At 71.1% G+C, this 15,063-nt stretch carries 17 protein-coding genes; 11 read left to right on the plus strand and 6 right to left on the minus strand.

All coding sequences use genetic code 11. The features are described 5' to 3' along the window. Positions 1–267 precede the first annotated feature (267 nt). On the plus strand, positions 268–3,096 hold the full coding sequence (locus Msi02_RS09470; protein ID WP_204047979.1) for a discoidin domain-containing protein: 2,829 nt from the start codon (positions 268–270) through the stop codon (positions 3,094–3,096). A gap of 79 nt (positions 3,097–3,175) precedes the next feature. Here Msi02_RS09470 and Msi02_RS09475 read toward each other — a convergent pair whose 3' ends face one another. Then, positions 3,176–4,168, minus strand: a complete 993-nt coding sequence (locus tag Msi02_RS09475) for a LacI family DNA-binding transcriptional regulator (RefSeq protein ID WP_079319751.1) — start codon at positions 4,166–4,168, stop codon at positions 3,176–3,178. 131 nt (positions 4,169–4,299) lie between these two features. On the opposite strand from Msi02_RS09475, the gene Msi02_RS09480 reads away from it, so the two are divergent. Continuing rightward, the gene (locus Msi02_RS09480) at positions 4,300–4,671 is read left to right on the plus strand and encodes a DUF8711 family protein (protein ID WP_204047980.1); all 372 of its coding nucleotides are present in this window, start codon (positions 4,300–4,302) and stop codon (positions 4,669–4,671) included. A gap of 348 nt (positions 4,672–5,019) precedes the next feature. On the opposite strand, the gene Msi02_RS09485 is transcribed toward Msi02_RS09480, so the two are convergent. From Msi02_RS09485 to Msi02_RS09505, 5 genes are all read right to left on the minus strand, one after another. Then, positions 5,020–5,265, minus strand: a complete 246-nt coding sequence (locus tag Msi02_RS09485; protein WP_204047981.1) for a helix-turn-helix domain-containing protein — start codon at positions 5,263–5,265, stop codon at positions 5,020–5,022. Continuing rightward, on the minus strand, positions 5,258–5,485 hold the full coding sequence (locus tag Msi02_RS09490; protein ID WP_079319741.1) for a DUF6158 family protein: 228 nt from the start codon (positions 5,483–5,485) through the stop codon (positions 5,258–5,260). The genes Msi02_RS09485 and Msi02_RS09490 overlap by 8 nt, the downstream gene beginning before the upstream one ends. 12 nt (positions 5,486–5,497) lie before the next feature. Further along, positions 5,498–5,656: a hypothetical protein gene (locus Msi02_RS09495; protein WP_204047982.1), complete on the minus strand. Its 159-nt coding sequence runs from the start codon at positions 5,654–5,656 to the stop codon at positions 5,498–5,500. Positions 5,657–5,763: 107 nt separating this feature from the next. Beyond that, positions 5,764–5,985: a DUF397 domain-containing protein gene (locus Msi02_RS09500; protein WP_030510575.1), complete on the minus strand. Its 222-nt coding sequence runs from the start codon at positions 5,983–5,985 to the stop codon at positions 5,764–5,766. Then, positions 5,982–6,833: a helix-turn-helix domain-containing protein gene (locus tag Msi02_RS09505; RefSeq protein ID WP_204047983.1), complete on the minus strand. Its 852-nt coding sequence runs from the start codon at positions 6,831–6,833 to the stop codon at positions 5,982–5,984. The genes Msi02_RS09500 and Msi02_RS09505 overlap by 4 nt, the downstream gene beginning before the upstream one ends. 151 nt (positions 6,834–6,984) lie before the next feature. On the opposite strand from Msi02_RS09505, the gene Msi02_RS09510 reads away from it, so the two are divergent. From Msi02_RS09510 to Msi02_RS09545, 9 genes are all read left to right on the plus strand, one after another. Then, a complete protein-coding gene (locus tag Msi02_RS09510; RefSeq protein WP_143737780.1) occupies positions 6,985–7,428 on the plus strand; it encodes an ATP-binding protein in 444 nt (147 codons plus the stop codon). A gap of 104 nt (positions 7,429–7,532) precedes the next feature. Next, on the plus strand, positions 7,533–8,972 hold the full coding sequence (locus Msi02_RS09515) for an MFS transporter (RefSeq protein ID WP_204047984.1): 1,440 nt from the start codon (positions 7,533–7,535) through the stop codon (positions 8,970–8,972). Positions 8,973–9,101: 129 nt separating this feature from the next. Then, the gene (locus Msi02_RS43890; RefSeq protein WP_256863183.1) at positions 9,102–9,233 is read left to right on the plus strand and encodes a hypothetical protein; all 132 of its coding nucleotides are present in this window, start codon (positions 9,102–9,104) and stop codon (positions 9,231–9,233) included. Between the two features lie 148 nt (positions 9,234–9,381). Then, on the plus strand, positions 9,382–10,221 hold the full coding sequence (locus Msi02_RS09520; protein WP_239108255.1) for an LLM class flavin-dependent oxidoreductase: 840 nt from the start codon (positions 9,382–9,384) through the stop codon (positions 10,219–10,221). A 131-nt stretch (positions 10,222–10,352) separates the two neighbouring features. Further along, positions 10,353–10,820, plus strand: a complete 468-nt coding sequence (locus Msi02_RS09525; protein WP_239108256.1) for a PH domain-containing protein — start codon at positions 10,353–10,355, stop codon at positions 10,818–10,820. Beyond that, a complete protein-coding gene (locus Msi02_RS09530; protein WP_204047987.1) occupies positions 10,817–12,436 on the plus strand; it encodes a PH domain-containing protein in 1,620 nt (539 codons plus the stop codon). Before Msi02_RS09525 ends, Msi02_RS09530 begins: the two co-directional genes overlap by 4 nt. 35 nt (positions 12,437–12,471) lie before the next feature. Next, positions 12,472–13,485: an agmatinase gene (gene speB, locus Msi02_RS09535; protein WP_239108257.1), complete on the plus strand. Its 1,014-nt coding sequence runs from the start codon at positions 12,472–12,474 to the stop codon at positions 13,483–13,485. Positions 13,486–13,552: 67 nt separating this feature from the next. Further along, positions 13,553–14,563 (plus strand): serine hydrolase, encoded by a 1,011-nt coding sequence (locus tag Msi02_RS09540; protein WP_204047988.1) that lies wholly within the window; start codon positions 13,553–13,555, stop codon positions 14,561–14,563. Positions 14,564–14,661: 98 nt separating this feature from the next. After that, on the plus strand, positions 14,662–15,063 hold a 402-nt coding region (locus Msi02_RS09545), incomplete at its 3' end, for a rod shape-determining protein (protein ID WP_505745417.1).

A 15,063-nucleotide genomic window follows, 5' to 3' on the forward strand; every position in this document is an offset into this window, starting at 1 on the left:
GCCTCGCCCCGCGAGTGGGGCCGCACCGATCGCGATCCCCTGGGCGCCGTCCCGCGCACTCCTCCGGCCGAGGTGCGGAGCGTTCCAGAGGGCTCGGGGCTGGGATTACGTGATGTCGTAACGCGCATGTCATCTTGCGACTTCTCGTCGGAATATTGCAGATGGTTGTTCGTCAACTTATCGTGTGGGCCACTCGCCTTCTTCGGAGGTGTGGCGGTCCAGCGTCCACGCCGCATCTCCCGGGTCTCGCATGCAGAAAGGAACCTCATGAGACGATCCGGAGCCGCAATCGCGGTGGCGGGGGCGCTGATCGCTCTGGGGAGCGTGGTGGCGTTCCCCGGCACGTCGTCGGCCGCGACCTCGCCGTCGCCCTTCTCCGTGCCGGGAAGAGGCGCGACCGTGCCGTTCACGGAGATCGAGGCCGAGGCCGCCGCGACCAACGGCGAGCAGATCGGCCCGGACCGCGTCTACACGCACCTGCCGTCCGAGGCGTCGGGCCGCCGGGCCGTACGGCTCGACGCGCCGGGAGAGTACGTCGAGTTCACCCTGCCCAAGCCCGCCAACGCCATGACCGTGCGTTACAGCGTGCCGGACAACGCGGCCGGAACGGGCATCACGGCACCGGTCGACCTGAGGATCAACGGGACCAAGCTCAAGGACCTGCAGTTCACCTCCCGGTACGGCTGGTTCTACGGCGGCTACCCGTTCGGCAACACACCCGGCGACAAGCCGCACCACTTCTACGACGAGACCCGGACGATGTTCGGGTCCACCCTGGCGGCGGGCACCAAGGTCAGGATCCAAGTGGCCTCCACCTCGGCCGCGCCGTGGGTCGTCGTGGACCTCGCCGACTTCGAACTCGTGCCGGACCCGATCCCCCGGCCCGCCGGGTCGCTTTCGGTCGACGACTTCGGTGCCGACCGCAACGGCACGAGCGACTCCACCGCCGCCTTCCAGGCCGCCGTGGACGCCGGAAAGGCCCAGGGTAAGGAGGTCTACATCCCGGCCGGGACGTACATCCTGTGGGACCACGTGGTCGTGGACGGGGTCACGCTGCGCGGGGCCGGGCCCTGGTACAGCGTGCTCACCGGCCGCCATCCCACCCAGCGCAACCGGGCCGTCGGCGTCTACGGCAAGTACGTCAGCGGCGGCGGCTACACCGGCGGGATCCGGCCGCACGAGGCGGGCGGGCCGAGCCGCAACGTCACCCTGCGGGACTTCGCGATCATCGGCGACATCACAGAACGGGTGGACGACGACCAGGTCAACGCCCTCGGGGGCGCGATGACCGATTCGGTGGTCGACAACCTGTGGATCCAGCACACCAAGGTCGGGGCCTGGATGGACGGCCCGATGGACAACTTCACGTTAAAGAACAGCCGCATCCTCGACCAGACCGCCGACGGCGTGAACTTCCACACCGGCGTCACCAACTCCACGGTGACCAACACCTTCGTCCGCAACAGCGGTGACGACGGCCTGGCGATGTGGCCCGACCGGATCGCCAACGCGAACAACGCGTTCACCTTCAACACCGTGGTCGCGCCGGTCCTGGCCAACAACATCGTGACGTACGGCGGCCGGGACATAAAGATCACCGACAACGTGGTCAGCGACACGCTCACCAACGGCGGCGGCATCCACGTCGCCAACCGCTATCCAGGGGTGAACTCCGGCCAGGGCACGGCGGTCGCCGGCACGATCACCGTCGCCCGCAACACCCTCATCCGGGCCGGCAACAGCGACTACAACTGGAACTTCGGCGTCGGCGCGATCTGGTTCGACGGCCTCAACGAGCCGATCAACGCGACGATCAACGTGACCGACACCGACATCATCGACAGTTCCTACGAGGCCATCCAGTTCATCGAGGGCAGCACCCAGACCGTCAACTTCTCGAACGTGAACATCGACGGCACCGGGACGTACATGATCCAGGCGCAGGCGGCGGCGAAGGCGAGCTTCACCAACGTCCGGGCGGCCCACATCGGCGCGGGCGTGGCGATCCACAACTGCGTGGGCACCGGATTCGCCCCCACGTACGGCACGGGCAACTCCGGCTGGAGCCTGAACTCCACCGTCTGCACCGGCCAGTGGCCCGCGCCGAACTACATCTACGACGGCGGCGACCCCAGCCCGAGCCCGTCGCCGTCCACCTCGCCCTCCGCCTCCCCCTCCCCCTCGCCAAACCCCACGGCGTGCGATCCCGGCAGCGGCGACCTCGCCCGGGGCAAGACGGTCACGGCGACGAGCAGCACGCAGACGTACGTCCCGGCCAACGCCGTGGACGGCGACACCACCACCTACTGGGAGTCGGCCAACAACGCCTTTCCCCAGTCGATCACCGTAGACCTGTGCGCGGTGACCCCGGTCCAGCGGGTGGTGCTCAAGCTGCCGCCGAGCGCCGCCTGGGCCACCCGCACCCAGACCCTTGCGGTCCTGGGCAGCGCGGACGGGACGAACTACACCACCTTGTCCCCCTCGGCGGGCCGTACGTTCGACCCGGCCACCGGGAACACGGCGAACATCCCCTTCACGACCGCGAACGTCCGCTACGTCCGGGTGACGGTCACCGGCAACACCGGCTGGCCGGCCGGGCAGCTGTCGGCCTTCGAGGTGTACGGCACCGGCGCCACCCCCAGCCCCTCACCCAGTGTCTCCCCCAGCCCGCCGCCCACCGGAAACCTCGCCCGGGGCAAGGCGGTCAGCGCGAGCAGCCACGCCGACGTGTACGTGGCGGGCAACGCGACCGACGGAAACGCGGGCACCTACTGGGAGTCGGCCAACAACGCGTTCCCGCAGACCCTGACCGTGGACCTCGGCGCGTCCGTCACGGTCGGCAGGGTGGTGCTCAAGCTGCCGCCGAGCGCCGCCTGGGCCACCCGCACCCAGACCCTTGCGGTCCTCGGCAGCACGGACGGCACGAACTACACCACGATCGCCGGACCCGCGGGCTACACGTTCGACCCGGCGACCGGCAACACCGTCACCATCGCCGTGCCCGCCGCCGCCCGGCGCTACCTGCGGCTGAACGTCACCGGTAACACCGGCTGGCCGGCCGCGCAGATCTCCGAGTTCGAGGCGTACGCCTCGTAACCCGGAACGGGACGCCCGGAGGAGGAGTGGACGCCTCCTCCTCCGGGCTCCCCCACACAGCATGACCCCCGGCAGGCCGTCAGGTGACGGGGACGCCGACGCGTCCGGTGGAGGAGCGGACCACCAGCTCCGGCTCGAACAACAACTCGCCCGTCGCCACCGCGGCGCCCTCGATCTGGCTGACCAGCAGCTCCACCGCGGCCCGGCCCATCGCCTCGATCGGCTGACGCACCGTCGTCAGCGGCGGGTCCACGCATGTCATGAGCGCGGAGTCGTCGTACCCGACGACGGACACGTCCTGGGGCACGCGCCGGCCGGCCCGCCGCGCCGCGCGGATGGCTCCGAGGGCCAGCGGGTCGCTGCCGCAGATGATCCCCGTGACGTCCTGCCGCACGAGCTTCAGCGCCGCCGCGTGGCCGCCCTCCAGCGAGTGCATCGTGTGCTCGACCAGCTCGCCGCCCGCGGCCCGGAACGCCTCCAGTTTCCGGATGGACGGCATGTGGTCGGCGGGACCGACGACCAGGCCGATCCGCTGGTGGCCGAGCGCGCGCAGGTGGCCCAGCGCCTGCTCCACCGCGATCGTGTCGTCGCAGGAGACGCGGGGAAAGTCCCAGTGATCGGCCGCGGCGTTGACCAGCACGGTGGGCAGCCGCCGCTCGACCAGCCGCAGGTAGTGCTCGTGGACGACGCCGGTCTGCGTGTAGAGACCCCCGGCGAAGACCACGCCGGACACCTGCTGCTGCAACAGCAGATCCACGTAGTCGGCCTCCGAGATCCCGCCGACCGTACGCGTACAGAGCACGGGGGTGAACCCCTGCTGTGCCAGCGCCCCGCCGACGACCTCGGCGAACGCCGGGAAGATGGGGTTCTGCAGCTCGGGCAGGACGAGCCCGACCAGCCGGGCGCGCTCGCCGCGCAACTGCGTGGGCCGCTCATAGCCGAGCACGTCGAGAGCCGTCAGCACGGCCTCCCGGGTGGCCTCGGAGACCCCGGCCTTGCCGTTGAGGACGCGACTCACCGTGGCCTCGCTGACCCCGACCTTCTTCGCAACCTCCGCAAGCCGTCGCGTCATGGCGGCAAGCATACGACGCGGAGCGGCCGGGCCAAGGATCTTCGACGACCCCGGTTGCAAGCGGGCTGAAAGCACTGTGAAAGAGGCGATTCCTAGTGTCTGACGCGTTGCAGATCACCCAGGAAGGCATCATGAACATCCTCAGGAACAGCCTCGCCGTCGTCGCGGCGTCCGCCCTTCTCGGTCTGACCGCCGCCTGCAGCGGGAGCCAGACGGCCGTCTGCGAGGAGGCGACCAAGGCGTTCACCGACTACAGCAGCAAGGCCGCCGCCGCGGCCGGCGACATCAAGGGCATCAACACCGCGACCAGCGACCTGGCCGCGCAGCTCAAGGACCTGTCGGGCAAGGCCGACGGCGACCTGAAGGTGACGCTCGCCGGCATGGCCGACTCGTGGGGGTCCTTCAAGATCGACCTGTCGGACCCGGCCGCCGCGACCAAGCTCGCCGAGTCGGGCCAGAAGGCCATCCAGGCGACCCAGCAGCTCGCCTCCGCCTGCTCCTGACCTCCGCGGCCCGCCTCGCCGCCGGCGCGGAGCGCCGGGGGCGGGCGGGTGCGGAGGCCGGCGTAAGACCGTGCCAGGTACCACCGCGCCCGCGATGGCCGCTCCCGCGGCTCACGGGGCCGCAACTATCACGGCCGGCCGGAGCACCCGCCCGCCCGTGAGCGCGTCCGCCTGATCATGAGCAAAGCCCGCCCGTGAGCGCGAAGCGCGGTGCAACGCCAACGCACCAAAGCAGGCTCTTTCACATCTCTCCTCAACGAGCCAAAGCACGTCAACGAGGAGAAGCAGGTCCTCGAGCGCGTGACGCGTCCTCTCCCCGGCCAAGCACCGCCTCCTGAGCGCGCGCCGTCAGTACTCGAGCCCCCAGTCGTGGGTGCCGAGAACGTAGGCGTCTCCCTTGGGCACCAGCCTGCCGCCCTCGGCCAGGCCGGCGAGGCACCGCCGTACGTCGTCCTCCGGGAGACCGGTCATTTCCGCGACCTCGGCGGCGGTCGCGGGCCGTTCCTCCGTGTTCAAAGCGGCGACGGCCTCGTAGACCGTCATGTCCGCCGTCGTCATCTCCTGGACGTCTTCCAGGCTCTCCTCGTCAGGCACTCCGCTGCCTCGCCCCCTCGCGCAACCGCTCCGGATCGACCTGCCGGTCCGGGTAGCGTTCGAGGTACTCGCCTTCCAGCTCCTGCGTCCGGGAGGTGTGGCGCTCCAGCGCGTCGTCCGACCCGTGGAAGAACGTCTCCGACCGGGTCTCGTGCAGGTGGCGCAACTCGCGGATCAGATCCTCGTCGCCCAGGTCCCGCGGGTCGACTCCCATGGTCATGACGGTCCTCCCTCACACCTCTGTCGGCTTGTCCCAGCGTTCGTCAGGGTTCTTGTCGTCCGGCTCCGCGTTGGGCGGATCCGTGGCGGACGGCGTCCACTCGCCGGCGATATCCGGCTCGTCTGCGTCGTCGCGGACGGTATCGATGTATCGGTCGTCTTCCCTTCGCATGCCAGGTCTCCTGCCCGGTGGAGCGCCCGCCATTCAGGGCCGGCGACGAAACGCCGTACGGCCCGCTCCATCCATGACGGAGACGGGCCGTACGGGTACGGGAGCTGTCAGGACAGGTCGAACTCCCCGCCCTTGACCCCTTCGATGAACGCCTCCCACTCGCCGGGGGTGAACATCAGCCGCGGCCCCTGGGGATCCTTCGAGTCGCGTACGGCGACGCCGTCACGCAGGCGCGCGACCTCCACGCACTGGTTGCCGACGGTGTTCGAGCGCGCCGCCTTACGCCAGACGGCGCAGGCCAGGTCGTCCGCCGGTACGAGTCCCCTCATCGTCCTGCCATCTCCTTCTCGACCGAAATGATCATTTCCATGGACTTCTCCGGGCCGAGCGCGGCGGCACGAAGATGATCGAAGACCTGGACGTATCCGCGGATCTCCGCCGGATCCTCCAGGTAGAGCTCGCCGCTCATGTTCTCCAGCAGCACCACGTCGGCGTCGCCGGGATCGGGGAAGGCCAGGATCGCCATCGAGTTGCCCATGCCGAGGTAGGCACCCGCGTCGAACGGCAGCACCTGCACGGTGACGTTCGGCTGGACGGCCATCTCCCGCAGCCTGCGCAGCTGCTCGGCCATCACGGGCGGGCCGCCCACGGGCCGGCGCAGCGCCGCCTCGTCGAGGACGGCCCACAGCTCCAGCGGGGCGGGCCCGGTCAGGCGCCGCTGGCGCTCCATCCGGGCCGCCGCCCGCCGCTCGATCTCCGCCGGGTCCTTGACCAGGGCCGCGCCGATCACCGCGCGAGCGTAGTCCTCGGTCTGCAGCAGCCCGGGGACCAGCAGCGGCTCGTAGTTGCGCACCGACGACGCCTCGGCCTCCAGCCCGACGTACGGCCCGGGCAGCACGTCGTCGTAGGCGCGCCACCAGCCCCGCCGGGTGGCGTCCCTGGCCAGCGCGACCAGCGCCTCCCGTTCCGAACCCTCGACGCCGTAGAGGTCGAGCAGGTCGCGGATGGTCCGGGTCTGCGGGCGGGTGTGGCCGGCCTCGATCCGGTAGACGGTGGAGACCGCCACGCCGAGCCGCCGCGCGACCTCCTCCCGGCCGAACCCGGCTTCACGCCGCAGACGGGTCAGCTCACCGGAAAGCCGGCGGAGCCGGACTGTAGGGCCGCCAACTCCCCTCATGAACCGAACTCTCCCTTTCGCCGCAAAAGGAAACTATGCAATCGTGCATTCGCCATATTGCGTAGTCGTTTTGCAAAGTGCAGGATGAACGAAGTCTTGCACGGACCTCGAATCGCCATCCGCAGACGGGTGCACAGGGAGTTATCACGGGATGACAATTCTCAACCTCTCGGGGAGAATCGCGATCTCACCCCCCTTCTCGGGAGACCCGTCCCAAGTGCGGGCCGCCCGGCGGTTCGTGGCGAGCCGTCTCGGCGACGGCCACCCCTGCCGCGACGACGCCGTGCAACTGATCGGCGAGCTGGTCGCCGAGTCCCTGCGGCACGCCGTCTCCTGCGGACGCCCGCCGGGGTACGGCGTGTCGGTCCTGGCCACACCCGCCGCGGTCCGCGTCACGTTGTCGACCCAGGGCTGCGGGTGCTGGACGTCTCCCGAGCTGACGCCGGGCCGCGGCGTCCACCTCGTGGACCTGTTCACCCGGCGATGGGGGGTGTCGGCCAGCCGCACCGGGGTCTGCGTGTGGTTCGAGCTCGGGCACGACGCCGCCGTACCTCCGCCCAGGGGCGTGGAGAGCGAGAGCACGAGGACGGCCTGACCGCCATTGCGCACCGGTCAGGACCGAGACTGGTGAGAAGCAGAATGAATTTCTGGCCGGATCCGGGGTAGACGGGCGCCATATCTTGCGGAGAAGGGGACGATATGGCGCAAATAAGCACCGACATTCCCGCGCGGCTGGATCGGCTCCCCTGGGCTCGTTGGCACTGGCTCGTGCTCATCGGACTCGGCACCGTCTGGATCCTCGACGGGCTCGAGGTGACCATCGTGGGGGTCATCGGCCCCCGGATCACGGACCCGAGCAGCGGGCTGGGACTCACCGACAGCGAGGTCGGGATCGCCGCCGGCGTGTACGTCGCGGGAGCCTGCCTCGGCGCTCTCTTCTTCGGCCACCTGACGGACCGATTCGGGCGCAAGAAGCTCTTCCTGGTCACGCTCGCCGTCTACCTGGCCGCCACCGTGGCCACGGCGTTCTCGCACGACGCCTGGTACTTCTACCTGTGCCGGTTCTTCACCGGCGCCGGCATCGGGGGCGAGTACGCGGCGATCAACTCGGCGATCGACGAGCTCATCCCCGCCCGCGTGCGCGGCACGGTCGACCTGGTGGTGAACGGCTCCTTCTGGCTCGGCACCGCGCTCGGCGCGCTCATCGCGATCCCGGCGCTCGACACGAGCCTGCTGCCGGCCGGTCTCGGCTGGCGCCTGCTGTTCGGCATGGGCGCCGTCCTCGGCGTGGCGATCCTGCTGGTCCGCAGGACCGTGCCCGAGAGTCCGCGCTGGCTGTTCATCCACGGCCGCGGCGAAGAGGCCGAGGAGATCGTGCGGGACATCGAGACGAAGGTCCGCGAGGAGAGCGGCAAGACGCTCGAACCGGCGCACGGGGAGATCAGGATCAACCAGCGGACGCACACCCCGCTGTCGGAGGTGGCGGCCACGCTGCTGCGCCGCTATCCCAAGCGCACGACCGTCGGCCTGTCGCTGTTCATCGGTCAGGCGTTCCTGTACAACTCGATCTTCTTCACGTACGCGCTGGTGCTGTCGAAGTTCTTCAAGGTGCCGGACGGCAGCACGCCGTGGTACCTCGTCCCGATCGCGATCGGGAACTTCCTCGGCCCGGTCCTGCTCGGCCGGTTCTTCGACACGGTCGGGCGCCGGACCATGATCGCGGGCACCTACGTGCTGTCCGGCCTGCTCCTGCTGGGCACCGCCGCGCTGTTCAACGCGCACGCGCTGACCCCGGTGACCCTCACGGCCTGCTGGATGGTGGTGTTCTTCTTCGCCTCCGCGGGGGCGAGCAGCGCCTATCTGACGGTCTCGGAGATCTTCCCGATGGAGACCAGGGCCCTGGCGATCGCGCTGTTCTACGCCGTCGGCACCGGGCTCGGCGGCATCATCGGGCCCGTGCTGTTCGGCCGCCTGGTGGAGAGCGGGGTCGTCGGCGACGTCGTGGTCGGCTACGCCATCGGCGCCGTCCTCATGATGGCGGCCGGGCTGGTGCAGTGGTTCATGGGCGTGGAGGCGGCCCGGCGCTCGCTGGAGGACATCGCCGCCCCGCTCAGCGCCGAGCAGCGCCAGATGGTCTGACCGGGCGTACCGGTACGGCTCGCACCTTCACAGCGCGAGCCGCACCTGGCCGGGTGTCTCAGCGCTCTCTTGGGTATCAACCCCCTCAGATGCGCACATAAGGCGCATCCTCGTACATTCGGGGGAATCATGGCTGACGACGCTCAGAAGAAGAAGCCCGCGAAGTCCACCGGCAAGGCGAAGAGGACGGCCATCAAGGAAGCCCGCTCGGCAAAGCAGGCGAAGAAGGCCAACCGCCCCGCCGAGGGCGCGAGCGAGTGACGGCCGCACGGCCGGTGCCACCATGATCCGGGCCGGGCCACCGTGGCCCGGCCCTCCTCCTTCACCCGCCCCCGTACGCGATGCCTGCCTCCGTCCTGGATACTCGGAAGGCCATAGAGCCGATCTCGCTTGTTCTGGAGGGCCGCCCGTGAGGCTTGGAGTCGTCTTCGACCGCGACCTGCCGCCGGAATCGCTTCCGTCGTTCGCCGGGGAACTCGACGGCACGGCGGTCTCCGACCTGTGGGTGGTGGAGGACCTCGGCTGGACGGGCTCGATCTCCTCTGCCGCCACCGCACTGGCCACGACCTCGCGCCTGCGCGTCGGCATCGGCATCACCCCCGCGCCCCTGCGCAACCCGATGCTGCTGGCGATGGAGCTGGCCAACCTGGCCCGTCTCCACCCCGGGCGGCTGGCCGCGGGGATCGGGCACGGCGTGCAGGCGTGGATGCGTCAGGTGGGCGCCGCCGCCGCGTCCCCGCTGTCGCTGCTGGAGGAGACGATCACGTCCGTACGCGCGCTGCTGCGCGGCGAGACCGTCACCCTGCACGGACGCGAGGTGAGCCTGGACGGCGTCCGCCTCGTCCACCCGCCGGCCGAGCCGCCGCCCGTCCTCGCCGGGGTGGTGAGCCCGCGCTCGCTGGCGCTGTCGGGACGGGTGGCCCAGGGCACGATCCTCCCCGAGGGTCTCAGTCCGGATCGGTTGCGGTCGATGATCGAGGGGATCGGCGCGACCGGCGATCACGAAGTGGTGGCGTTCGTCCACCTCTACGTCGGCGACGACGCACGCGAGGCCATGCGGCACGCGGCGGAGGAGCAGGCGGGGTTCCTGCAGGTGGCGCCGGAAGAGGTCGTCATGGCGGCGGGTTCGCCGCAGGAGGCGTCCGCCCAGGTCAGGAGGCTGTGGGAGGCGGGCGTGTCCACGGTCGCCGTCCGCCCTGTGGGCGCCGACCCGCTCTCCCACGTCCACAAGCTGCTGTCCGCCCTCTGACCCGCCGTACGGCGCCGGGGCATGACATTTGTCCCGGGGAGAACCAGGATCGGCCCCACTACGCCGGGACGCGCACGATCGGGCAGAGTTGAGGCGTGGACACGCCGACCCTCCGATCCCCTCAACACCGTGTGAGCCGTACCGCCGTCTGGTATTGGGCCGCGCGGGCCGCCCTCGGCTGGCTGGTCATCCTCGCGGCCCAGGTGGTCTGGCTCGTGGCCGACGGCGACGGGACCGCCCTGCCCGTCACCGCCCACGTGGCCGGTCTCGCCGTCACCGCCGTCGTCGCGGTGGCGCACGTCACGGTCATGCCGCAGTGGCGTTATCGGGTGCACCGCTGGGAGGCCACGTCCGCGGCCGTCTTCACCCAGTCGGGCTGGTTCAAGCAGGAGTGGCGCATCGCCCCCGTCTCCCGCATCCAGACCGTGGACAGCGAGCGCGGCCCGCTGGAGCAGATCTTCCGCCTGGCCAACGTCACCGTCACCACCGCCTCCGCCGCCGGTCCGATCAAGGTCAGCGGCCTCGACCGGGACACGGCCCAGCGCCTGGTCGCCGAGCTCACCGCCACCGCGCAGGCGACGGCGGGTGACGCGACGTGATCGACGTCGTCGAGACGACCCTGGCTTGGCGGCGGCTGAGCCCGCGCATGCTGGTGATCCACCCGTTCCAGGAGGTCGTACGGGCCGCACCGGCACTGCTCGGCCTGCTGGTCGCGGGGTCGAGCAGCGGGGGGCAGGGCCATCTGTGGAGCGTCGCGGGCGTCGCTCTCATGGTCGTGCTCGGCATGCTCCGCTGGTTCACCACGACCTACCGCATCACCCCCGAGCACGTGCAGGTCCGCCGCGGCCTGCTGAACCGCAAGGTGGTGACCGTGCCCCGCGACCGGGTCCGCACGGTGGACGTCACCTCCCACGTGCTGCACCGCGTGCTCGGCCTGGCCCGGGTGGAGGTGGGGACGGGCATGTCGGAGCGCAGGCACGAGGGCCGGCTCAAGCTGGACGCGCTGACCGCCGCCGAGGCCGCCCGCCTGCGCGTGGAACTGCTGCACCGCTCCCCCGCCGCCGCCATGGCATCCTCCACGGTGTCCTCCACGGTGTTGTCCTCCACCGTGTCTCCCGTGGCGCCCCCCGCCGGAAGCACGCCGGCCGCGGAGACCGAACTCGCGCGGATGCGTCCCCAGTGGGTGAGGTTCGGGCCGTTCACGATGTCCGGGCTCGTCACCGTGGGCGTCGTCGCCGGGTTCGTGTCCCGCCTGGTCTCGGAGGGCAACGTCGACCTCGGCAGGGTCGGGCCCGTCCAGGAGACCTGGCGGTGGTTCAGCGCGATGTCGCTCCCGCTGGAGATCGCGACGGTGGTGCTCGTGCTGGTGGTGTTCGTGAGCGTCGCCTCCACGCTCGGCTACGTCCTGGCCTTCGGCAACTTCCGGCTCACCCGGCACACCGAGGGCACCCTCCACGTGACCCGGGGGCTGCTGACCACCCGGGCCACCACCATCGAGGAACGGCGGCTGCGCGGGGTCGAGGTCGGGGAGCCGTTGCTGCTGCGCGCCGTACGCGGGGCCCGCCTGTCCGCGGTGACGACCGGTCTGCGGTCGGCGCAGGGCGCTCAGCGCGGCGGGTCGCTGCTGCTGCCGCCCGCGCCGCGCGCCGACGCCGTGGCGGTGGCCCGGCTCGTGCTCCCCCGTGTCGCCGATGCCCCCTCGGTCTCCGCATCCGAGGCCTCGCCGGTCACCGCGAGCCTGACCGCGCACGGCCCTGCGGCGCTGCGCCGCAGGTTCACCCGGGCGTACGGCGTGCACGCCCTGGTGCTGGCCGCGCTGCTCGCGCTGTGGTGGTGGGCCGGGCTGCCCTCCTGGACGTGGGTCACCGCCGCCGCCCTGCTGCCGCTGACCGCTCTGCTGGCCGCCGACCGCTACCGCTCGCTCGGCCACGCTCTGGCGTCGGGCTATCTGGTCACCCGCTGGGGTTCGCTCGCACGCCGCCGGGTGGCCCTGGAGTGCGACGGCGTCATCGGCTGGAACATCGAGCGGTCGTTCTTCCAGCGCCGGGCCGGTTTGGCGACGCTGACGGCGACCACGGCGGCCGGCAAGCAGGGCTACCAGGTGCGCGACGTGGATCTCGCCGAGGCGCTGCGCCTGGCCGCCGCGGGCACGCCCGGCCTGCTCGACCCGTTCCTCGTCGAGGCCGCGGCGCCCCTGTCGCCTAATAGCATGTGATGCCCGATAAGACCGGTTTCACCTGAGGAGTTGGATTGTCCCGCTACGGCCAGATGTTCGGCCCCGACATCACGTTCCTCGGCGTCGAGCGGTGCGACCTCGACGACCCGGCCGGCTACGCGGACGCCGACATCGTCATCCTGGGCGCGCCGTTCGACGGCGGCACCTCCCACCGCCCGGGTGCGCGCTTCGGCCCGAACGCCATCCGCCAGACCTGTTACCTCCCCCACGACGGCTCCCGCCCGAGCCTGGCGCTGCGCGTGGACGCCCTCAAGGACCTGCGGGTGCTCGACGCGGGAGACGTGGAGACCTACGCCGGGGACATCGAGGGCAGCCTGCGCGCGATCGAGGACGCGGTCGCCAGGATCGCGGCCTCCGGGGCCATCCCGGTCGTCCTCGGCGGCGACCACACGATCGCCCTGCCCGACGCGACCGGCGTGGCCCGCCACCACGGCTTCGGCCGCGTCTCGATGATCCACTTCGACGCGCACGCCGACACCGGCGACATCGAGTTCGGCCACCTGCACGGCCACGGGCAGCCGATGCGGCGGCTCATCGAGTCGGGCGCGATCCGGGGCGACCGCTTCCTGCAGATCGGCCTGCGCGGCTACTGGCCCGGGCCGGAGATCCTCGACTGGATGGCCGGGAAGCGCATGCGGTCGTACGAGATGACCGAGATCGTCGCCAGGGGCCTCGACGAGTGCCTCACCGAGGCGTACGCGATCGCGCTCGACGACTGCGACGGGGTCTACCTGTCGGTCGACGTGGACGTCTGCGACCCGGGCCACGCGCCGGGCACCGGCACGCCCGAGCCGGGCGGCCTGTCGGCCCGCCAGCTCCTCGACGCCGTACGCAGGACCTGTTACGAGCTGCCCGTCGTGGGCCTGGAGATCGTAGAGGTGGCCCCGCCGTACGACCATGCGGACATCACGGCGTATCTGGGCAACCGGGTCGTCCTGGAGGCGCTGTCGGCGATCGCCCGCCGCCGCAGGGACGCCGCCGACGGCACGCGCTGGGACCCCACCCAGCCTCTCCTGGACGGCCGCTGACCCGCCCCGGGGCGCGTGCCGGACATTTCCGGCCAAGGCCGGGAGCCGATCTGGTAGGCATGGTCGCGTGACGCGATCGAGAACCGCCGCCGTCCTGGCCGTCGCCGCCGTGCTCCCGGCGCTCCTGACCGGCTGCGCGACCGACGGCCGCGGCACGGTCCCGGACCGGACGGCGGCGGCGCACGCGACGCCGGGCACCGGATCCGGGGGCGACGCCGCGAGCCCGCCCTCCGCGACGGCCCGGGCGAGCGGGCCGGCGACCAGGGACGCGTCCGACGGGGCCGCCCGTCCGCTCCGGTCCCCCGCGAAGCCCGTGCGGGTGCCCGCCGGGGTGACTGCCGGGTATGCCGTGGTCGACGTGACCACGGGCAAGACGGTCGCGTCCCGCCAGGTGCACCACCGGTTCCGGTCGGCGTCGGTGGTGAAGATCCTCATCGCCGTCGACTACCTGGAGCGGCACAAGGGGACGATCCCGGCCGGCGACCTGGCGCTCCTGACCCCCATGCTCCGCGGCAGCGACGACGACGCGGCGACGGCCCTGTGGCGGCGCGGCGGCCAGGGCGAGATCGTGCGGCGGACGGCGCGCAGGATCGGCCTGACCGAAACCTCCCCACCGCCCGCCGCCAAACCCGGCTTCTGGGGCTACACCGCCATCAGCGCGGCCGACATCGCGCTCGTCTACCGGTATCTGCTGCGGCGGGCCGAGCCCCGCGTCCGCGACTTCGTCCTCGGCAACCTGCGCAAGGCGTCCCAGTGCGCCCGCGACGGCTTCGACCAGTTCTTCGGCATCCCCCGCGCCGTTCCCCGGCCCTGGGCGATCAAGCAGGGCTGGTCCGGGTATGGCGCGGTTCCTCCCGTCAGGTGCTCCCGCGCGAAGGCGACGTCGTACCGTATCGGGGCGGTCACAATGGGCGGCAACCCGGTTGATTTCGGCCGTCCGGTGCTCCACACTACTGGCGTGATCGGCGACCGGCTGATCATGGTGGTGCTCACCCTGCAGCCCTCGGGGGCGTCCTTCACGCAGTCGGCCGAGCGGGTGACGAAGCTGGCGAGAGACCTCTATCTCAGCGTCGCCTAGCGGTCCGCTTCGTACGGGGAAGGACCGTTCTGTTTAGAGGCGGGGCCGCCGGGCAGCGATCACGCGTGCTCTCCCTCCTCTCTGAAAGCTGGTCGGCGATGGGTTTCCCGTGGGGATTGCTCGGCCGGGACATGGCGGTCGATCTCGGTACGGCCAACACGCTCGTGTACGTGCGCAAGAAGGGCGTCGTCCTCGACGAGCCCTCGGTCGTGGCGATCAACCTGCACACGGACAGGATCGTGGCGGTCGGGACCGCGGCGAAGGAGATGATCGGGCGGACCCCGCCCCACATCGCCACGCTGCGCCCGCTCAAGGACGGCGTGATCGCCGACCTCGACGCGGCCGAGCGCATGCTGCGGCACTTCATCCAGGTGGCGCACAAGAACCGCTACCTGGCCAAGCCCCGGGTCGTCGTCGCCGTGCCGAGCGGCACCACGAGCGTCGAGCAGCGCGCGGTCAGGGAGGCGGCGTACGAGGCGGGCGCCCGCCGCGTCCACATC

The organism is Microbispora siamensis, assembly GCF_016863095.1.
In the GTDB taxonomy this organism is placed as follows: domain Bacteria; phylum Actinomycetota; class Actinomycetes; order Streptosporangiales; family Streptosporangiaceae; genus Microbispora; species Microbispora siamensis.

Excerpts from the sequence above, each read along its gene's own strand:
- Msi02_RS09510 (WP_143737780.1), top strand. The coding sequence starts at position 6,985 with ATGACAATTCTCAACCTCTCGGGGAGAATCGCGATCTCACCCCCCTTC.
- Msi02_RS09495 (WP_204047982.1), bottom strand. The coding sequence starts at position 5,656 with ATGCGAAGGGAAGACGACCGATACATCGATACCGTCCGCGACGACGCA.
- Msi02_RS09500 (WP_030510575.1), bottom strand. The coding sequence starts at position 5,985 with ATGAGGGGACTCGTACCGGCGGACGACCTGGCCTGCGCCGTCTGGCGT.
- Msi02_RS09515 (WP_204047984.1), top strand. The coding sequence starts at position 7,533 with ATGGCGCAAATAAGCACCGACATTCCCGCGCGGCTGGATCGGCTCCCC.
- Msi02_RS09475 (WP_079319751.1), bottom strand. The coding sequence starts at position 4,168 with ATGACGCGACGGCTTGCGGAGGTTGCGAAGAAGGTCGGGGTCAGCGAG.
- Msi02_RS43890 (WP_256863183.1), top strand. The coding sequence starts at position 9,102 with ATGGCTGACGACGCTCAGAAGAAGAAGCCCGCGAAGTCCACCGGCAAG.
- Msi02_RS09505 (WP_204047983.1), bottom strand. The coding sequence starts at position 6,833 with ATGAGGGGAGTTGGCGGCCCTACAGTCCGGCTCCGCCGGCTTTCCGGT.
- Msi02_RS09480 (WP_204047980.1), top strand. The coding sequence starts at position 4,300 with ATGAACATCCTCAGGAACAGCCTCGCCGTCGTCGCGGCGTCCGCCCTT.
- Msi02_RS09490 (WP_079319741.1), bottom strand. The coding sequence starts at position 5,485 with ATGACCATGGGAGTCGACCCGCGGGACCTGGGCGACGAGGATCTGATC.
- Msi02_RS09470 (WP_204047979.1), top strand. The coding sequence starts at position 268 with ATGAGACGATCCGGAGCCGCAATCGCGGTGGCGGGGGCGCTGATCGCT.